This is a genomic window from Flavobacterium oncorhynchi (assembly GCF_002217355.1).
Classification (GTDB): domain Bacteria; phylum Bacteroidota; class Bacteroidia; order Flavobacteriales; family Flavobacteriaceae; genus Flavobacterium; species Flavobacterium oncorhynchi.
Genome location: NZ_MUHA01000018.1, coordinates 1 through 21,474, shown reverse-complemented (window position 1 = coordinate 21,474; position 21,474 = coordinate 1). Strand labels below are relative to the sequence as shown.

General features: G+C 33.5%; 14 protein-coding genes. 4 read left to right on the top strand and 10 right to left on the bottom strand.

What is annotated here, in order from left to right; genetic code table 11:
- Positions 1-6: 6 nt before the first annotated feature.
- Positions 7-645, bottom strand: coding sequence for a DUF2306 domain-containing protein (locus B0A75_RS12785; protein ID WP_244284393.1), 639 nt, complete (start codon positions 643-645; stop codon positions 7-9).
- A gap of 397 nt (positions 646-1,042) precedes the next feature.
- Between B0A75_RS12785 and B0A75_RS12780 the strand changes: the two genes are divergently transcribed.
- Complete coding sequence (locus tag B0A75_RS12780; protein ID WP_089054665.1) at positions 1,043-2,335, top strand: aminopeptidase P family protein; 1,293 nt, start codon at positions 1,043-1,045, stop codon at positions 2,333-2,335.
- Between the two features lie 65 nt (positions 2,336-2,400).
- Here the strand turns inward: B0A75_RS12780 and B0A75_RS12775 are convergent, their stop codons facing one another.
- Positions 2,401-2,919, bottom strand: a complete 519-nt coding sequence (locus B0A75_RS12775; RefSeq protein ID WP_089054664.1) for a ferritin — start codon at positions 2,917-2,919, stop codon at positions 2,401-2,403.
- An 89-nt stretch (positions 2,920-3,008) separates the two neighbouring features.
- Complete coding sequence (locus B0A75_RS12770; protein ID WP_089054663.1) at positions 3,009-3,365, bottom strand: hypothetical protein; 357 nt, start codon at positions 3,363-3,365, stop codon at positions 3,009-3,011.
- A 180-nt stretch (positions 3,366-3,545) separates the two neighbouring features.
- Here B0A75_RS12770 and B0A75_RS12765 point away from each other — a divergent pair, with 180 nt between their 5' ends.
- Positions 3,546-4,349: a TIGR00266 family protein gene (locus tag B0A75_RS12765; protein ID WP_089054662.1), complete on the top strand. Its 804-nt coding sequence runs from the start codon at positions 3,546-3,548 to the stop codon at positions 4,347-4,349.
- Between the two features lie 96 nt (positions 4,350-4,445).
- Here B0A75_RS12765 and B0A75_RS12760 read toward each other — a convergent pair whose 3' ends face one another.
- The 3 genes from B0A75_RS12760 to B0A75_RS12750 form a co-directional block, all read right to left on the bottom strand.
- Positions 4,446-6,305 carry a RagB/SusD family nutrient uptake outer membrane protein gene (locus B0A75_RS12760; protein WP_089054661.1) on the bottom strand — a complete coding sequence of 620 codons (1,860 nt, stop codon included), beginning with the start codon at positions 6,303-6,305 and terminating at the stop codon, positions 4,446-4,448.
- Between the two features lie 4 nt (positions 6,306-6,309).
- Complete coding sequence (locus B0A75_RS12755) at positions 6,310-9,636, bottom strand: TonB-dependent receptor (RefSeq protein ID WP_165765125.1); 3,327 nt, start codon at positions 9,634-9,636, stop codon at positions 6,310-6,312.
- A gap of 215 nt (positions 9,637-9,851) precedes the next feature.
- Positions 9,852-10,991, bottom strand: a complete 1,140-nt coding sequence (locus tag B0A75_RS12750) for a FecR family protein (protein WP_089054659.1) — start codon at positions 10,989-10,991, stop codon at positions 9,852-9,854.
- Positions 10,992-11,157: 166 nt separating this feature from the next.
- Between B0A75_RS12750 and B0A75_RS12745 the strand changes: the two genes are divergently transcribed.
- Entirely contained in the window at positions 11,158-11,700 is a 543-nt protein-coding gene (locus B0A75_RS12745; protein ID WP_089054658.1) for a sigma-70 family RNA polymerase sigma factor, read from the top strand.
- Between the two features lie 28 nt (positions 11,701-11,728).
- Positions 11,729-12,505, top strand: coding sequence for an alpha/beta fold hydrolase (locus B0A75_RS12740; RefSeq protein WP_089054657.1), 777 nt, complete (start codon positions 11,729-11,731; stop codon positions 12,503-12,505).
- A 57-nt stretch (positions 12,506-12,562) separates the two neighbouring features.
- On the opposite strand, the gene B0A75_RS12735 is transcribed toward B0A75_RS12740, so the two are convergent.
- The 4 genes from B0A75_RS12735 to B0A75_RS12720 all read right to left on the bottom strand — a co-directional run bounded on the left by B0A75_RS12735 (position 12,563) and on the right by B0A75_RS12720 (position 21,398).
- A complete protein-coding gene (locus B0A75_RS12735) occupies positions 12,563-15,328 on the bottom strand; it encodes a PD-(D/E)XK nuclease family protein (protein WP_089054656.1) in 2,766 nt (921 codons plus the stop codon).
- 63 nt (positions 15,329-15,391) lie between these two features.
- The gene (locus B0A75_RS12730) at positions 15,392-16,855 is read right to left on the bottom strand and encodes an OmpA family protein (RefSeq protein WP_089054655.1); all 1,464 of its coding nucleotides are present in this window, start codon (positions 16,853-16,855) and stop codon (positions 15,392-15,394) included.
- 113 nt (positions 16,856-16,968) lie between these two features.
- Complete coding sequence (gene kbl, locus B0A75_RS12725) at positions 16,969-18,162, bottom strand: glycine C-acetyltransferase (protein WP_089054654.1); 1,194 nt, start codon at positions 18,160-18,162, stop codon at positions 16,969-16,971.
- A gap of 80 nt (positions 18,163-18,242) precedes the next feature.
- The gene (locus B0A75_RS12720) at positions 18,243-21,398 is read right to left on the bottom strand and encodes a UvrD-helicase domain-containing protein (protein ID WP_089054653.1); all 3,156 of its coding nucleotides are present in this window, start codon (positions 21,396-21,398) and stop codon (positions 18,243-18,245) included.
- Positions 21,399-21,474: the final 76 nt, after the last annotated feature.

The following is a 21,474-nucleotide window of genomic DNA, read 5'->3' as shown; positions in this document are numbered from 1 at the left end:
CAGTTTTTATTCCTTTTCTACGACAATACTAACTTTCTGTTTTTTATTCAATTTACGAATCCAATACGCGATATAAAATCCTCCAATAATTCCAGGAATAAACCAGCCATAAAAACTTGAAAAAAATTCGTTTACCACTACAAAAGCTGTTACAGCGCAAATATATCCGCCAATCATTTTACCTAAATGCAGTTTTAACCAATCCTTTTTTAATTTATCAATTTTATTAAAAAGCCGTAAATCTCTCATTGAAAAACTCAAACCTACAATTCCAAAAACAGTTAGAACTATATTGATTTTGTGATTTACTAAAGGATTATACAAGATCATCAAAACAGCTGTAAAAACCATAATCCACGAAATTATTTTATCTGTTTTTAGATTATAATTTCTAGTTTTAAACCGCAAAGCTCTGTAACCCGTTAAAATAAAATAAGAGCTGAAAACTCCTATTGAAAATAAAAAAGGATTTTCATGTCTAGGCAAAACAGAAATTATTAATGCTGTAAACGCTGATAAAAGCATGGAAAAATAAAATAGTTTCCCCGTTTTTTTATGGATTATTTTTCCTTTTTCTACAATTAAAGAAACGAAACCTGAAAGCAATGCAATGCCGCCAAATAGTGCGTGACAAAAAATCAGCATTTGAATTATTTTCTCCTCTTCCACTTTATTAATACTTATTTCCCTAAATGATCAACACCTTAAAACTATCTTGTACTTAAGCTAAAGTAACTTTTTTTTCATTATTAGAAACAATTAAAACTAAGAATGTATTATAAAACTGACGGAAGCGTGAGAGATAGATCGCCAATCTTTGCAGAGTTACTTGCGTAAATTTCTCCTTTCGTCGAAATGACAATACTGAGGAAATCTTTGCGAACTTTGCGTAATTCTTAGCGCCCTTTGCGGTTAGAAAACTTTGTGTCTTAATGTCTTTGCGACAAACTCAAAACAAATAAGAAAACTTTAATAAATCTATCATACACTACTTTGTAAAAAAATGTAATTTTGAAATTCGAAGTTCAAAAACTAAGTTATTATGAAATATCATCAAATAAACAGCGCTCTTTTTGTAAAAAACCGCAAAAAATTCACGGCAGAAATGAAACCAAACTCTGTTGCCGTTTTCAATTCTAATGACATTTACCCAGTTAGTGCCGACAGTACTCTTCCGTTTGCACAACACAGAGATATTTTTTATCTAAGCGGCGTAGATCAGGAAGAAAGCATTTTACTTTTATTTCCAGATGCACCTTATGAAAATCAAAAAGAGATTCTTTTCCTGAAAGAAACTAACGATCACATCGCTGTTTGGGAAGGTGAAAAACTAACTAAAGAACGTGCTTTTCAGGTTTCGGGAATTAGAACTGTTTATTGGCTGCAGGATTTTCATAAAGTCTTAAACGAAATGATGACGTATGCTGACACGATGTACATCAACACAAACGAACATTACCGCGCGTCTGTTGAAACTGAAACTCGCGAAGCACGTTTTGTAAAATGGTGGAAAGAACGTTATCCAGCACATAATGTTGCAAAAAGCAACCCAATTTTACAGCGAATTCGTTCTGTAAAAGAAAGCGAAGAAATCGATTTGATTCAGCAGGCTTGTGATATTACAGAAAAAGGTTTCCGCAGATTATTGTCGTTTGTAAAACCAAATGTGACTGAATATGAAATCGAAGCTGAATTGGCTCACGAATTTATCCGTAACCGCTCTAAAGGTTTTGCTTACACACCAATTATCGCTTCTGGAAACAATGCAAATGTTTTGCATTATATCGAAAACAATCAGCAATGTAAAGCTGGTGATTTAATTTTGTTGGATGTTGCGGCTGAATATGCAAATTATTCAAGCGATATGTCGAGAACAATTCCAGTTTCAGGACGTTTTTCTGATCGTCAAAAAGCCGTTTACAATGCTGTTTTAAGAGTTAAAAACGAAGCAACAAAAATGCTTACGCCAGGAACACTTTGGAAACAATATCATATTGAAGTTGGTAAAATTATGACTTCTGAATTACTTGGTTTAGGCTTAATTGATAAAGCAGATGTTCAGAATGAAAATCCAGAATGGCCTGCATACAAAAAATATTTCATGCACGGAACGTCTCACCACATGGGACTTGACACACACGATTACGGTTTGCTTCACGAACCTATGAAAGCTAATATGGTTTTTACGGTTGAACCAGGAATTTATATTCCTGCTGAAGGTTTCGGAATTCGTTTAGAAGACAATGTTGTCGTTCAAGAAAAAGGAGAACCTTTTAACTTAATGCGCAACATTCCGATTGAAGCTAATGAGATTGAAAGCTTGATGAATGAATAAATAAACAAAGCCCTTAATAATTTTAAATCATTAAGGGCTTTTTTAATTTTATAAATTGGGTTTACTTATCCAATTTTAGCTATTTGTACGTCTAATTGAAATTTGCCGTCAGCTGCGTTTTCGTTGATCAATTCAAAAAGCTCTAAAGCTCTTCTTGCATTTTTCTCTTCTTCTCTTTGCTCAGCCACATACCACATCATAAAATCTTCTGTAGCATAATCATTTTCAGCTCTGCATTTTGCGATTACTTTATTGACTGCCTGAGTTACTGCAATTTCGTTTTGCAAAGCAATTTCAAATACTTCTTTAAAAGAAGCAAATTCTTGCTGCACTTCTGGAACAGATGGCGTAACTGCAATCCCACCCATGTCTGTAATATATTTGAAAACTTTTAGAAAGTGCTCTCTTTCTTCTTCGGCTTGCTTATACATATAAGATGCTGTATTTGCATAACCATTTCTATCCAGCCATGCAGCCATAGCTAAATATTTATTAGAAGCGTCGCTTTCTAATTTTGCTTGTAAGTTCAATATATTTTCGATTCCTTCAACTAATGAAGTACTTGTTCTTAGTAAATCTTTCATAACCTTTAATTTTTATACGTGTAAAATTACAAAAATTAAAGACGGCAGCTCTAAACACCTGAAAATTTGGATTTAATCTAAGTAAGAATCTAAATAAGCTCTACATTAACAATACTGCAAAGCATAGAATGTAATGTAAGGGTAAATTTTGTTCCGTTTAATAAATCTCTCAACTGCACTATTTCGCAGATAGTAAGATTTCTAGAAAAATTTCTTTTAGTAGTTTCAATCAACTGAGCGTCTGACTGATCAGATAAGTCATAAAGCATGTTAAGAATGTCAACGCTATTAACCTTTCTTTGAAAAATCAAAAAATCCTGAATTCTATAACTTGACACTGTATCAACAAAATTGATAATTATACTATTGGTCAAATCACATTGATAACTATATCCTTTTTCGGTTTCAAATAATACTTTGGTGGTCAAATCACTAACTAATGCCATTCTGATAAAATATAATAACGGTGCAAAAATATAGAATTTAAAGCAATAAAAAACATAATTAAGACTAATTTAAAATAACAAAATCATATAATATTCTTAAAAACAGCCGAAGTACACAAAATGCTGTAACATTCTACTGAATTTTTTGTCTAATTTTAAAAAACAAAAAATTTAGAAATTATGCAGGCACACGAAATAGATTATCAGATTTTTGGGGAAGAAATGCAGTATGTTGAAATAGAACTAGACCCACAGGAAATTGTAATTGCCGAAGCTGGAAGTTTTATGATGATGGAAAACAACATCCAGATGGAAACGATATTTGGAGACGGTTCTCAACAACAAGGTTCAGGTTTGTTTGGCAAACTTTTAAATGCAGGTAAAAGGGTTCTTACTGGCGAAAGCTTGTTTATGACAGCATTTTTAAACCAAGGAAATACTAAAAGCAAAGTATCATTTGCATCGCCATATCCAGGAAAAATCCTTCCAATTGATTTAACAGAATTTCAAGGTAAATTTATCTGTCAAAAAAGTTCCTTTTTATGCGCTGCCAAAGGTGTTTCTGTTGGAATAGAATTTTCTCAGAAATTAGGACGCGGTTTATTTGGAGGCGAAGGTTTTATCATGCAGAAAATTGAAGGAGACGGAATGGCATTTGTACATTCTGGTGGAACAATGGCTAAAAAAGTATTGGGTCACGGCGAAGTTTTAAAAGTAGATACAGGATGCATTATTGGTTTTACCAAAGATGTAGATTATGATATTGAATTTATTGGCGGAATCAAAAATTCTATTTTTGGCGGCGAAGGATTATTTTATGCTACTTTAAAAGGTCCGGGAACAGTTTACATACAGTCACTGCCATTCTCAAGACTGGCTGACCGCATTATTGCATCGGCACCAAAATCTGGAGGAAACAGTCGTGATGAAGGAAGTTTACTTGGCGGATTAGGAAATCTTTTGGATGGCGATAATCGTTTTTAATTTTATAGAATGACTTTCAGAAATGGAAGTCATTTTAATTTATAAAAAGAAGGGCAGCTCTTTCGAACTGCCCAAAGCACCTAACCAAAAGTGCACTTAATACCCATTAGTACCAAATTCTTTGGCATTTGAAATTGCATCCAAAAATGATCTCGGAATTGGTCTAACAGTATGTTTGCCTTCAACAAAATTTGTTCCTGCGATTGGGTTTGTCTGATCCAAATAGGTTTTAGTTAACTTTCCTGTACGTTTTAGATCAATCCATCTTGTATGTTCGCCAGATAACTCTCTTGCTCTTTCTTTTAGAATAAAATCGATATTCATTTGAGCACCTGAAACCAACATTTCACTTTCTCTTGATGTTAACGCGGCTCTTTTTCTAAGAGTATTTACATAAATCAATGCCTTAGCCTGATTATCTGTTAAAATAGCTGCTTCTGCCGCTATCAAATACACTTCTCCCAAACGAATAATAGGAATATCTCCTAACCAATACTGATTGCTTTGACAATACAATGCTGCAGAAAATTTTCGCATGGCTGGAAAAATATTAATAAGATTTGGATCATTTGGATACATTGCAGGATCCTTATACTTATTGGTTCCTGGTTCGAAAATATCACTTGGATCAGCTACAAGCATTGGCATTTTGCTTTTCACAACTGGATCGATATTCCAATTTGGAGTGAACACGGCTAAACCTTCATCATTATTCATATTAATTTGTTCCTCTATTCTTTGCGAATAAAAATTAACCGCCGGAAGTGCCTGTGCTAATGTATTTTTAATGGTATAACCAACTACTGAAGGATCTTTTTTATAAGCCGTCGCCATGGTTTGCGTAATCGTTTTATTTGCTGCAGCATAAAACTTGTACGTAAATGTTTCTGCAAAACGTGTATCTGCTGGCGATTGTACAGGTGTAAACACTTCTGTCAACAAATATTTACTTGGTTTTAGCAAACGGCTATTGGCTCGTCCATACAAAATACTAGTTGCTCCAGCTCCCCATTCTGCTCCTCTGGTTGCTAAATCTGGCAAATAATACTGTCTTGTTCTTCCTCTGTTGAAACCTTCTGGATTAAGACCTCCAGGATCAATTCCCTGAGTAAACAAAAATTCTGTGTTTTTCTTATTATTGCTGCCTTCCCATAGCTTCTTAAATCCCGATTTAGCATTGTCGCTTAAATATAAAGCAGTCTGGTATTTTGTTGCATTATTAATTAATTCTTCAGCGGTTTCTAAGGCCAATTTTGCATACTCCGAAGCGTCTCCTAATCTTGTTCTCTGCAGATATACTTTTGACAATAAACCATAAGCCGCTTTCTTAGCCACTCGTCCTTGTAAAGTCTGCTGCACTGGAAGATTTGCACAGGCAAATTTCAAATCTTCAATAATTAAATCGTAAAACTCTTTCTCGGAACTACGCACTGGAGCGTTATCTGCTCCTTCAATAATAGATGATTTTGTTCTTAGAACTACACCTCCAAATTGTTCTACCAATGTAAAATTACTAAAGGCTCTTAGGAAATAAGCTTCTGCCAATTTTGCATTCAACTCTTCTGTAGAAGCATAACCTTTAACATCTTTTGAATAATAAATTGCTGTATTGCAAAGATTAATAGTTGTGTAAGCTGTACCCCAAATTACTTTAATATTTCCGTCATCTGGATTTAACTGACTGGCATATTGTGTAAAACCAATTCCGCTATTACTCACGTTTTCCCAAGAATCGGTTCCTGCTTCTGTAGGTGCTATATAATCGACCTTTCCGTGCAGGAAATATAAATTCTCGTAGCAACTGTTGATTAATCCTTCGAATCCCGGCCTTTCGCTATAAGATTTATCCAAAGAAACAGTAGTAAGGTTTTTTTCATCTAAACTGCATGACTGAGTTAATCCAGCCATAAAAAACATTAAGACAATTACTGATTTTAATTTTATATATTTTTTCATGATACTACAATGATAAATTAATACCGAAAACAACTTGTTTAAATAACGGGAATGAATCTGACCCTCCGCTTTCTGGATCTACATTTTTCAACAAATGACTACGACTAAAAACAAAAGGATTATAAGATGTTATATAAAGTCTCAAATTACTTAGACCCGTTTTTTTAAGAAAATCTTCGGGCATAGAATAACCAAGAGTAATATTCTTGATTTTTATATATGATGCATCTACAAGCTCTAATGACGATTGAAATTGTGTATTAAAACTACCTCCCGGTCTAGGAAAATCATTTGTTGGATTATCTTGTGTCCAGTAACTATAAGTTTCCGGCTGTGCTTCTTTGTTCCAATAACCCAAAACCTGAGCACGCATCATACCGCCTTGTCTTCCGTTTACAAATATTGTAAGATCAAAATTCTTGTACTTGAATGTATTTTGGAAACCAAAGAAATAATCTGGAACATTATTTCCTACAATCATTCTGTCTTTTGTAGAATAAACGTGTACTCCATTATCAGAAACTCCATTGGCATCAACTTGCGGCACTGTCTGCAATTTTATGTCTCCAGGTTTTGCACCATACAAAGCGGCTTCGGTTTCTTGACCCAATTGCCAGATTCCTATTTTTTTATAATCATAAAACACACCGCCTGACGCTGGAGTCTGCCCAATGAAGAGACCTTCAGAGATTAATTCATTAACGGTTAAGTTCCCTAAATCAATATTAGTCAGCTTTTCTGTGGCATGTGTAAAGGTGAATGAAGTATTCCATTTAAAATTTTCAGTATCAATATTTTTAGTATTTATAGAAAGTTCAAAACCTCTGTTTTGAGAAGTTGCAATATTAGAAGTCTTTTTATAAGGTGTTTTAGCATCGTAACCTCCTGAACTTGTAGGCAGACGACGATCCCATAAAATGCCATCTGTATTCGTCCAATAATATTCGGCTACAAGATCAATTCTATTTTTCAAAACAGAGACATCTAAACCTAAATTAGTATTTGTAGAACGTTCCCAAGTTAAATCTGAATTTGAAATATGCTCGGTAGGAACATACATTGGTAAAGCTGTACCACCGCCAAGAGAAAGACTGCTTGTTTTAGTAGAGGTACGAGTCAAACTAGAATAAGGATCAATATTTGCCGATCCTGAAACACCATAACCAAGTCTCAGTTTTAAATTATTCAGCCATGAACTCGTTCCTTCCATAAAACTTTCATCGCTGATACGCCAAGCCAATGATGCAGATGGAAAAGATGCCCATTTATTGCCTTCCGCCAAAGGAGAAACTCCATCCCAGCGATTGGTTAATTGAAATAAGTACCTTCCTTTAAAGCTGTAATTAAAACGACCCGCAAATGACATTCTGTTAAACTGGCTGTAAGCATTCATTCTGGTAGTTAGATTTTTTACCGCCCCCATGTTATAAAACTTAAAGTCGTCGTAATCTATACCATTACCGCCTAAATAAGCTCCTTCTGATCTGCTGTCTGCCCAAGAAGTAATTCCTGTTAAACCAAAATCATGATCTTTACCCAATTTAAAGTTATAACTCAAAATATTTTCCCAGATGTAGCTATAAGCCAGTTCATTATTATAAGTGGCTTCGCTTGCAGTTCTACCTTCCGTTAACAGATTGTATGAATTTTTATTTTGAAAAGTCCCCGCTCTGCTTCCTGAAAATCGAGTTCCTAAATTAGATCTTAACTTAAAATTTTTAGCAAATTCAAACTCCAAATAAGGATTGAATTGGACATTATAACTTAATGATTCATTAGCAAAAGCCCCTGGATAATTATTTGCCAAAATGCTAATGTTGTTTTGATCTCCTTCGATTGGATAAAGATTCACAACACCATTTTCATCAAACGGAACTCCTAAAGGATAAACGCTGTATGCTTTATTAATTCTACTGTTGGTTGTGCTGTTTTTACGATAGTTTAAAATCAATTGGAAACCTGTTTTAAATTTATCGCTAAATTTAATATCAACTCCTCCTCTGGAATTAAAGCTGTTTACTTTATCATTTTCATAAATCCCTTCTTCACCTATATATCCTAAAGAAAAATACCCTTGTACTTTTTCAGATCCGCCTCTCATAAAAAGATTATGGTTTTGCTGCGTTCCTACTTGTAAAGTTTTATCGATCCAATTTACATATTGTCCTTTTTCAATCGCGGCAACTGCAGATGCGTTTAAACCTAAATCTGTTAAATTTGTTGCTTGGTAGCCATTGTCTAAGTAAAATCGGTCTTTTTTATAATTTAACCATTTCTCTCCTGTGAGCGGAGCAGGAAAAGAAGAGAAACCATTTAGTCCAAAATAGCTGTTAAAGTCAATTTGCGTTTTTCCTGCTTTTGCTTTTTTAGTGGTAACAATAATAACTCCATTCGCACCCGAAGAACCATAAATTGCAGTCGAAGAAGCATCTTTTAAAACATCAATACTTTCGATATCATTCGGATTCAAATTATCGATGCTTGAAGGAAGTCCGTCAACAATATACAGCGGATCCTGACTCGCTGTCAAAGATCTATTTCCTCTTAGTAAGACTTTTGGAGATGTTCCAGCTTTTCCAGATCCACGTTGAATATCCAGCCCCGAAACTCTCCCTTGAAGTGCTTCCATCGGACTTAAAACTGGACTTAAAGCAATATCCGTTGATTTCACGGTTGCTACAGCTCCTGTCAAATCTTTTTTCTTTACCGCGCCATAACCAACAATTACAACTTCATTTAAAGCTGCATTTTGCTCGTTTAAAATCACACTCAAAGACTTACTTTGACCAACCGTTACTTCTTTGTTCTCAAATCCTATAAAAGAAAAAACTAAAACACTATTGGCTCCATTTACACGAATTATAAACTTTCCATCTAAGTCGGTTTGTACTCCATTTTTAGTTCCTTTTTCAATAACATTCGCTCCTGGTATCGGCATATTCTTCGAGTCGGTTACAACTCCAGTAACTTCAATACCTTGTTCGATTATAACCTTCTGAACTGTATTTTTTTCCTGAAGATGTACTTGCTGTTTTTTCTTTACCAAAATAATCTGGCGATCATTTATCGTATAAGAAATATCGGTTCCTTTAAAAACCTCTTCTAATATTTCGGTTATCCCCTTTTTCTTTACATTAACTGTCACCTTTCTGTTCAGGTCAATTATACTGCTTTCAAAAAGAAATCTGTATTCTGAAACAGATTCTACTTTGTTAAACAGCTTTTCGACTGGCGCATTCTTTATGTTAAATGTAAGCTTTGTATTTTGCGAATAGACACTTGCTTGAATTTTCATCAAAGAAAGTATCAGTAATAATGTGGTTAGTTTCATTCTTAGACTAATTTTAGGCAAATAAGGACTAAGCCAATTCCTCTTAATTATTTTTTTCATAATTTTGGATTGATTTTAAATGATTTAATTTCGATACGTCGTTTGAAACACTTAAATCGGGAAATACTGGTACTATTTTCCGATTTTACTTCTTATGTTTCTCAAAAAATTACATCCTCTTCATAATTTCTTTTTTTTGGTTGGTTAGTAAATAGTTAGTTTATTTTTATAAGCTTTCCTTCTATTTTATAAGTAAAGCCTTGAATTTTGCTCATTGTTTCTAATACCTTTTCTATACTTTCAATATTCTTGTTGAAACTAGCATTGAATTTTTTATCTAAAATATCTTTCCTATTATTTTCAATAGTAACATTGTAAGTCCTTTCTAGTTTTATTATAATATCTTTAAAAGCCGTTTTTCTGAAAACAATTTCACCATTTATCCATTCGGTATAAAAACGGGTATCTACTTTCTCTTTAGCTATTTCCGTATTTCGACTATTCCAAGATCCTTTTTCACCTGGAACCAGCGTTGTTTTTGTATTTGCATTAGCAGCATCAGACAAACTCACCGAACCTTCGACTAAAACTGTATTGATATCTGTATCTTCCTTATAAGAACTCACATTAAACTTTGTACCTAAAACTTTCACATTTACACCTCTTGTTTTAACAATAAATGGATGCGCTTTATCTTTTGCAACATCAAAAAAAGCTTCCCCGTCTAAAGCAACTTCCCTATTATGTCCCTTAATAAATTGAACTGGATATTTCAAAGAAGAACCAGCGTTCATATTGACCAATGTTCCATCCGATAATGTTATTTTAAAAGTCTTACCGTACGGAATTTTAATTTCGTTGTAAACCAATTTGTTAATTGACTTAGCCGAATGATAATTAATTTCATTTTCCTTTTGAGAAGCCACTACTTCTCCATTTTTCTTGATAATCTGTTGTTCTCCATTCGGATTTAAAACCTGAACATCTCCATTTTCTAAAACCAATTGAATGGCATTAGGAGAAACTGCTGCTTTATTTTGTTTACCCGTCTTGTATTGAAAAACATATACCAAACCTAATAAGCAAAAAAGCATTGCCGCATATTGAAAAATATTCCTCCAATTGATTACAACTGATTTTTTCTCCAGATTTAGTTTCTCTTGTAATTCTTCCCAATTTTTATCAGTGTCGATAGATTCCAAATACAACAGCGCTTCTTCAAGCAAACCATTACTCTGAAGATTTTTTATCAATTCCTGATCTTCAAAAGGCAGTAATTCAATTTTAGACGCATCAAAATTCTTTTTCGTCACTATTTCCCTAAGGATATCAAGCAATTGTGAGTTTTGGTTCATTGTTTTATATAAGTGGTTATTTATATAGGTTAGAAAAAAAGTTTTTTAGGGTGACAACTAATCAAAAAATTTTGATTTTTTTTACACTTTGTTGAAAATAAATAACTTTTTATTTTACATTTGACACCGTGTAATCCATTACAGAACGAATAAATGCAATTCTCAGATGTCTAATTTTAAGGATTTAAAAGTATTTGAAGCCTTGTACAAAGAGCATTTTGCTTTTTTTTCCTTAGTCTCTTTTAACATAGTTAAGGATAAAGATGCAGCAAAAGATCTGGTACAAGATTTTTTTATGTACTTATGGGAAAAAGAAGAATCATTAAATTTCACCATTTCATTTAAGGCATATGGTACAAAAGCAATCAAAAACTTAAGTCTGCAGCATTTAGAAAAAAACAAAACTATCAGTTTAAAAAATGCAAAAATTACCCTTCCAAAATCTGAAGAAGAACTTGCATTTGAAAATACAGAAGAAAATAAAAAGCCTAAAATTCAAACATTACTCGACAAGATTCCGCAGTCGAGAAGAGAAATTTTTATATCGCATGTAGTCGAAGGACTGAGTTACGCAGAAATTGCCGAAGACCAGAACATCTCAATAAATACGGTAAAAACACAAATGAAAAGAGCTTATGCCTCTTTAAGAGACTCTAAAAACACTTTGCACTTAAAATTCATCCTATATTTCATATGGCTTATAAAATAACTTATTTTTGCTATATAAAATTTGCATTTTGAATTACACTTTATACAAAAACACAAAAATATCTTACTCCGATACTGGAAAAGGAAATACAATTGTTTTACTTCACGGTTTTCTAGAAAACAAAAAAATGTGGAAAGATTATACTGCTCTTTTCTCCGAAAAATACCGAGTAATAACAATCGACTTGTTAGGTCACGGCGAATCCGATTCTCTAGGCTATGTTCACGAAATGGAAGATAATGCGAATGCTGTTCATGAAGTTTTACAACATTTAAAAATTGAAAAAGCAACTATTCTCGGACATTCTATGGGCGGTTACGTTGCCTTGGCTTTTGCCGAATTGTTTCCGAATAACATAAAAAAACTGGTTTTATTAAATTCAACTTCTAAAGAAGACAGTGCTGAAAAAAAAATAAATAGAACTCGCGCCATAAAAGCGGTAAAACAAAACTATGTTGGTTTTGTAAGTTTAGCTATCGCTAATTTATTCAGCGAAACCAATCGCGCTCGATTAGTAAAGGAAATTGAAAACGCAAAAGAACAAGCTCTAAAAACGCCATTACAAGGAATTATAGCTTCTTTGGAAGGAATGAAAATACGAAAAGACAGAGAAGCGCTTTTACATGAAAATCGTTTTCCTGTTTTATTAGTTTTAGGCAAAAAAGATCCTGTTTTAAATTATGAAGAAAGTCTTTCTCAAATTAATGACACGACCGTTGAATTAGTTTCGTTTGAAGACGGACACATGAGTCACATCGAAAACAAAGAAGAATTAAAAACAATCCTGCTTAATTTTTTCAATTAAAAAAAACGAATTCACTTATTATTACCGAATAAAATTTTCAAACAATTTTGTGATTGTTTAACTTATCTTTTCTTCAAAAGGAATAGTTACGTCTAAGATTTCCTTTAGAAGCAAAACGATTTCCTCTAGGTAATTTTTTAAAATTTCGTTAGTCACTGTCAAATTCAATTCTTTATCTTCTTTGAAACCAAATGGCAGAAAACCTGATTTTAGATTTTTAAATGATATAATTCCAACTTCCATAGGAATATCGCCAGCTTCATTCTCAAACATGAAAGCATAAGCCAAAACCTGAATTATTTTATCGTTTTTAAGCTCTTGTGTCAAGCCATTCCATGATTTAAGCACAACATTAGCCTTTTCAACTTTTCCTGTCTTATAATCAATAATTCTTATTCTTCCGTTTCGCAGTTCAATACGATCCACATTTCCTTTAATTAAAACTGGGAATGGAAGATTTGGATGATTTAATTCACGTTCAAATGTTTTTTCTAAAGCAATAATCTTAACTGCATCTCCATTTTTTACAGCATCCAATTCCATTTTTAAAAAATTAGAAACATTTCGTTTAGCCACTTCAAAAGCCAAAAGATTGCGACCTTTTTTAATTTCGCCCTCTTTATAAACTAATTTAAACTGCTTTAAAACTTCATCATCCAGCAAATTGAAACAATTTTTAATATCCGTCTCCGAAATAAACTTATCTATAAAAGGATCGTACAACGCTTTTAAAGTTTCGTGAATAATCGTTCCAAGTGTATTTAAAGCAATATTCTCTTCCACCTCTTCAACTTCTCTAATGCGAAGTATCTTTTGAAAATAAAAATCAATTGGATTTCTAATATAACTTGTCAAAGCCGAAGGTGAAAAACCAGCAGCAGCGATTTCTTTCAAACGTTCCAATACCGCTTCTGATTTCGGAACAACCATTGGTTGATACGCCGTATCTGGTAAAATAGGATTATATATGTCAAAAGTCAAATTGTGCTTAGACTGTTTCTCTACTTCTAATTGTGTAATAAAACGACTTCGTTCCCCCGCATCTAAACCATCATTTTCTGTATTATAAATTAGATAAATATTTTTTGCTCTTTGTAACAAATGATAAAAGTGATAGGTATAAATTGCGTCTTTCTCTTTAAAAGTCGGCAATCCAAGTTCTTTTTTAACATCATAAGGAATAAAGGAATTTTGAGATTTTCCGGCAAGAAATTTCCCTTCGTTCATCGAAGTAACAATTACAGTCTCAAAATCTAAAACACGACTTTCAAGAACCCCCATAAGCTGCAAACCACGTAAAGGTTCGCCTTCAAAAGAAACCTCCGCTACATCAATAATCTGCTTATAAATTGCATGAAGTGTATCAATATTATCAATATGTTTATGCTGCGAATAATAATTAATCAGTTTATTAATCACTTTAAAAACAGCATACACAAAAGTCTTAGCAATCTTTTCCTCTTCATTATCGCTGCTGAAATTTTCCTTAATCAGCAGCAAAATTGCCGAGATATTTTCCAAAACTGCAATAGACCCATTCTCCCACTTCTGAAACAGTAAAGAAAACAACCTACTCGGATTTGGGTTTAGCTCTAAAATCTTATTTAAAGTAATAAAAGTATAATTATTCTCTTTAATGATTTTTACCAAATGATTACTATCAGCATATGGCTCAACTAACGGATGAGTTAAAATATCTAGAACATCTTTATAATAAAAAACATAACTGCCGCCCGCACGAGAAAGTGCATTAGTGTGCATTTTGAAAAATTTTGCTACCAATATCTGCGACGGATTATTCTTTCCAGAATACCCCATCGTAATATTTAATGCCCCGACAGACGAAGGAAGCGCATACAAAATTGGAATTAACAAATTTTCTTCACCCAGCACAACTGCAACTTTATCAAGACTTGCTGCAGGATCAGCAGTAATTAAATCCTCAATTATACTACCAGCCAATTTAGCCTGTCCAATTGTTTTTGGAGTACCAATAACTTGAATATTTTTAGTTTGAGAAAAATCATCTACAATCCATTCAAAAGGATGTGATTTATAATGCTTCCAATTCTGTTTAAAACGACGAACAAAAAGTCCTGCATCATGAAATGGATCATTTAGAAATGTCTGATCAACATCCCAGTAAATTCTCGCTTGATCTAAAGCCAAAAGATGTTGTACAATTTTTTCTTCTGCCGCATTCAAAGCATTGAACCCCGCAAAAATAAAATTATGATTCGAAATTGTATTAGAAAAATGATTCAGATTATTTACTGCTTCTCGATAAATTAAGCCCTGATAACCAATCGCCTTATTTAACAAATGGTTATAAAGCGATTCATAATACAATGGAAGAAGTTTCCAGAAATCGATATAATTTTCTAACAGTTTTGTTTTATTTTCGACTTCAATTCCCCATCTCTTAATATCCTCAATGTCTTTTAAATAAGATAAAACATATGAAGGATCTAACAAATAGCGATCAATTTCATTAAAATCCTGTAGAAGCGTTTTAGCCCAATTTGCAAAAAGCTCAAAAGATTGCTGATTTTGCTTTTCTGTAATAGACAAATAGACTTCATAAAACTCAAACAAAAGCTCTATTGCATCTATAGAACGGACTGATGCAACGTCTTGAACAAAATCTTCAATACTAATAATATTGGGCGAAAGAATTGTTTTTTGAGTTTCTTTTTTAAGCGCTTCGATTAAAAAAACCTTAGCTCTCTTATTGGGCAAAATAATAGTAGTTTCCGCAAGTTTATCAGAATAATCTTGAATTACAACCGCCGCTATTTTTTCTAGAAAAGAAGTATTTATCATTTGATAAAAATAAAAAAAGCCATTCAATTAAGAATGGCTTTTCATATTTATTTAGAAAGTAAATTAGATTTTACCTTGGTATTTAGAACCAATGTGTCTAATTTCTGTTCTTCTGTTTTGTGCTTTACCTGCAGCAGTTTTGTTACTTGCAACTGGTTGAGAAGCTCCAAATCCTTTAGACTCTAAGTTTTCTGGATTAACACCTCTTTGAACTAAAGCATCTAATACAGCTTTTGCTCTGTCTTCAGAAAGTTTTTGATTCAATTTAGCAGAACCTGTGCTATCTGTGTGTCCTTCAATAGAGAATTTCGCGTTTGGATAGTTTTTAAGGATTTCTTTAATTGCATCTAATCTAGCTGGAGTTTCTTTGTCTCCTGTTTTGAAAGTAGCTTTACCTGAATTGAAGTAAACTGCTCTTGCTTGAACTTTAAGATCTTCTAAAGCTTCAGTTGTAACTTCAGGACATCCTCTGTTTGAAGCAGGACCGTATACTGTAGGACAATCGTCATCTTTATCAGCAACACCATCTTTGTCAGCGTCTAAGAAAGGACAACCACCGTTTTCTTTTGGACCAGCAACTGTAGGACATTTGTCATCTTTATCAGCAATACCGTCTCCATCTGTATCAGGACAACCTTTTAAAGCAGCTAAACCAGCAACATCTGGACAAGCATCATCTTTATCAGCAATTCCGTCTCCGTCAGTATCAGGACATCCGTTTAATGCAGCTAAACCAAATACATCTGGACAAGCGTCAGAAGCATCAACGATTCCGTCTCCATCAGTATCAGGACATCCGTTGAATTGTTTTAAACCAGCAACATCTGGACAAGCATCATCTTTATCATAGATTCCGTCTCCGTCAGTATCTTTACCTCCGAATTTGAAAACTAGACCTGCAGTGTGTTGAAAATGAGATGGAGCATCTGGAGTACCAGTTGCATCTTCTCTATCACCACTAACTGCCCATTTGTATCTTGTAGCAAGCTCAAGACCAATAGCATCTGTAAACCAGAAAGTAACACCAGCACCTGGGTTAACAGTTCCGTAGCTGCTATCTCCGAAGAAAGTGTAACCACCACCTACAGATAACGAAGGATCAATCACTTTAGATTTGATTAATTCTTGGAAGCTGTATTTGATAGTAGCATCAATTCCGTAGTACATTAAGTCACCAGGATTAGTAACAACATTTCCTCTTCCGTCATGCCCAGGAGCAGAAGGATTGAAAGTTACATATTTATCAATTTTGTTTACAGATCCTTGTAAACCAACAGAGAAACCTTTACCTACATATCTATTTACACCAATGTAAGATAATGAAGGAAGGATGTTCCAGTTGTCTTTTACAGCGAATGGCTGAGAAAAGTGTTGATCAAAGAAACCGCTTCCGGCACCAGAACTAGTTCTTGTGTCAACTGCATTAACTCCAAATGAGATCGCCCATGGATTGTTACTGTCTTGTGCGTGAGAACTTAAACCCATCGCCATCATCACAGCAACTAAAAGTTTGTTAAGATGTTTCATACTTAATTTTTTTAATTACAATTTAGTTAATTACAAGCAAAAGTAACACCAAATTTTTTAAATACAAAATCAAATGTTAAAAAAAACCTACAAAAATTTCCCGAAAGTGGTAATTATATAACTTTTAACATTTTTCCAACTGATACAAAGGCACTTACAGCCTTGTCTAAATGTTCTTTTGTATGAGCAGCAGAAAGCTGCACTCTGATTCGCGCTTTTTCTTTTGGCACGACAGGAAAAAAGAAACCTATTACATATATACCTTCTTTTAAAAGCTCGTCTGCCATAGTCTGCGACAATTTTGCATCATACAACATTACAGGTACAATTGCCGAATCACCATCAATTATATCAAAACCGGCATTTTTCATACCTTCCTTAAAGTAATTTGTATTCCATTCTAATTTATCTCTTAAAGAAGTATCTTTTTCTAACAGTTCAAAAACCTTAATAGACGCTCCTACAATTGCAGGTGCAAGAGAATTTGAAAACAAATAAGGTCTTGAACGCTGACGCAGCAATTCAATAATTTCTTTTTTAGCTGTAGTATATCCTCCCATAGCACCGCCAAGAGCCTTACCGAGAGTTCCTGTAATAATATCTACACGCCCCATTACTCCTTTTGCTTCAAGAGTTCCTTTTCCTGTTGCTCCAATAAAACCAGCAGCATGACATTCATCCACCATAACCATTGCATCATATTTATCAGCTAGATCACAGATTTTATCTAGAGGCGCCACTAAACCATCCATAGAAAAGACTCCATCTGTAACAATTAATTTAAAACGAGCACCTGCTTCGTTTGCTTTAATTAACTGCTGCTCTAAGTCGTCCATATTATTATTTTCATAACGGTAGCGCGCTGCTTTACACAAACGAACCCCATCAATAATAGAAGCGTGATTTAAACTATCAGAAATAATCGCATCATTTTCTCCTAATAAAGGTTCAAAAACACCACCATTTGCATCAAAAGCCGCCGCATATAATATAGTATCTTCTGTACCATAAAAATCCGCAATCTTTTTTTCTAAAGTTTTATGAATATCCTGTGTTCCACAAATAAAACGAACTGATGACATTCCGAAACCATGAGTATCCATAGCATCTTTTGCCGCTTGAACAACCTCTGGATGCGAAGAAAGTCCTAAATAATTATTTGCACAGAAGTTCAAAACTTTCTCTCCTGTAGAAATAGTTATTTCTGCATCTTGTGCAGAAGTTATAATACGTTCTTTTTTAAAAATTCCGTTTTCTTCAATAACCTGCAATTCTTTTTGCAGGTGTTCTTTAATTTTACCGTACATTTCTATTTATTTAAAACGTTAAAAATTAACACTATAAGCCGTTTTTGACCGCATAATTCTTTAACATCTGATTAATATTTTCACAAATTTACTACATCGATTTCGGTTCCTATATACACCAAAGCCTTTTTTAACACTTTATATCCCAAATCTTCTACTGCGTCCTGATATTCCTGAATTTGAAGCTTATACTTTGAATTAACTGCTCCTGTTTTATAATCCAGCAAAAAAGCTTTTTTATCTTTTGTCAAAACGATTCGATCTGGCTTCAATATTTTTCCTTCCTTCTGGACAATCGTCTGTTCATTTAAAATATGATTTTCACCATCAAAACAAATACTCAATTCCGGATGATTAACGATTTCTAAAAGCGTTTTCAAAACAGCTTCTCGTTGCTCAATTGTAATTAATCCATTTTCAATTGCTTTAGTGACTGCCAAATCAATATCTGATTTATCTTTTACAAAAGCCAAAATTTCGTGCACAATATTTCCATATGATATCGCTTCCTGCTGATGAGTTCCCCACATGAGCGCTTCTCTCTGAGCAATCTTAATATTTTTAGGATTCAAAACCTCTTTTACAACCGGAATTATTTTTACCAAATCGGCTGCTTCTGACAATGTTGAAAGTTTTGTTTTGTTTCCAAATTCATATTCTAACTTCTCAGATTCATAAACTCCTTCATGAATTAGATATTTTATAAAATAGGAAGCCATATTATTAGGCCACTCTCCGTCTTTTCTTTCTTTTAAAGATTGCGTAATAACATACAATTGCTCTTCCGCACGTGTTAACGCAACATACAAAACATTTATGTTATCCAATAATTCTTCTTGCTTCTTTTCATTAAAAACAGCCGAAGCACTTTCACCAAAACCTTCAACCGCACTGCTATTATCAACCAAAGCTCTTGGAACTCCCAAATCTTCTGCTTCAGTATCGAGCCATAACTTATCCTTTGGCTTACGATTATAATCTTCTTCTGCAAAAGGCATAATGACAACTGGAAACTCCAAACCTTTAGATTTATGAATCGTCATAATACGAACTGCATTATTTCCTTCTGGAGAAGGAATACTGAATTTCTCAGAATTCTTCTCCCAGTAATTTAAAAAATCAGCAATTCCTGCTTGATTTCTAATGTCTCTTTCTAGAACGATATCAAGAAAAAACTGCACATAAGCATTTCCTTCTGATGGAAGAATAAATTTCGAGATAATAATCTCGACAGCCTCATAAAGTGATTTTTTACGAATATTTTCAAAAGAAAGAGAAACATCAAAAGTCAAAAGCCATTTCTCAAAATCTGATTCACTTTTATAAGCCATTCCTTGAGCAATAAAATCATGTATTGGCATTCCAATACTTAAAGTATTCCCTAAGAAATGAAGAAAATGCGCTTTTGATTCTAAATCCCTGCTGTTGTTCAAATATTTTAGCAAATGAATAATCAACCGCACTTCTGTTGCATTTTGAATCATCAAGGTCTCTGATGACAAAAGCGGAATTCGCTGTTCTGTTAGATAATTTGCAATTGCTACCCCCTGCCCTCTTTTTCGAGTTAAAATAACAATATCTTTATACTCAAATCCTTCTTGAACAACTTTTTGAATTGTATTTAGTGTTGCTAAAACATACAAATCAGATTTTTCAACAGCATCTTCTTCCTCCGCTTCATTCTTTTCAATTATTGGCAGAAAAGAAATATTTACATATCCGCCTTTTTTTGAATTTGTATTCTGAAAACTATGATTCTCATACAAATCTTTATAATCTAAGTTTGAAAACTCACTCGAAATGAGTTTAAAAAAAGCATTATTAAACTCAATAACCTCACTATAACTTCTATAGTTTGTATTTAAATGTTTAATTTCTTTATCTGGATTATTAAAAGGATTTGAATCTTTGCTTAATTCAATAAACTGTTCCGCCTTCCCGCCTCTCCATCGATAAATGGACTGTTTTGGATCGCCGACAATCATCAAAGTTCCTTTGTTCCCTAAATCATCTTGACCAGAAAGCGCATTGTCAATTAACGGAATTAAATTTTGCCACTGCATTTCTGAGGTATCCTGAAACTCATCAATAAAAAAATGACGATAACGCTCTCCTAAGCGTTCATATATAAAAGGCGCAGGCTGATTCTGAATTTCTCGATGAATAATAGCATTAAATTCAGAAATGGACAAAATATTTTGTTCTGCCTGAATTTTCGCCAATTCATTGCTAACTGTATTAAGCAATGATAAAGGCGTAATATTTTTCAAGAACGCTTTATAGAAATCTCTTTTTTCAAAATTCTTGTAAATCTTCTTTAAAATATTCAGCAATTCCGGAATCAAGCTTTCTATTAATCCTTTATCTTTTGCTGTTTTATTAATTGCAATATCATCAAACTCATGAAAAGTTTTATTTCTTGGATTAAACTTTCCATCGCGAATACTTTCAAGATGATTCGGAAATGTTCCTCTTGAAAAAGATTTCAAATCAACACCATTTCCGTCCAGTAACGAAAGCGCCTCTACCGCAAATTGTTCATTCTCTGACTCCAAATCCTTGCACAAAGCAAGCATCTTCTTTTTTATAACAACAAATTCCTCTATGGTTTTGTCATTAAAATGTAAAATCTCATTTCGATTATTCTCATTCAGAACCAAGCGTCCTGTTTCTAGAATTTCGCGAGAAACATCCCAGCTTTTATCATCATCTGTCTTCTCCATTGTGAAGTCGATCAGTAATTTAGTCAGCGTTTCATCTTGGCCCGCTTGAGCAATAATTGCATCAACCGCTTCAACCAATAAGTTTTCTGTATCGAGCGTAACTTCAAAAGTCATTGGCAGGTTTAGATCATGAGCGAAAGCTCTAATCACTTTATGAGTAAATTTATCTATGGTAGAAATATCAAAAGCCGCATAATTATGAATTAAGTGCTTTATGATACTTTGAGATTTTATTTTGATTTGAATAATCGAAAGCCCCGTTTCGCGAGACAAATCTTCCATTAAATCAACTGCTTTTGCAGAAGGCTCTTCTTTCGCAAATTCAGACAAACTCCCTACAATACGGCTTTTCATTTCATGAACCGCTTTGTTGGTAAATGTTATTGCGAGAATATTTCGGTAAGCATCATTTTTTGGAGATGAAAGAATAATTTTAAGATATTCTTTAACTAAAGTATACGTTTTCCCTGATCCTGCAGAGGCATCATAAATAGAGAAAGACGGACTTTGCATAAGTTTAAGCTTTTGTATGGTAAAAATAGCACAATATTATTAAATCCCAATAATGAAAAATTCCAAATTCCAATAT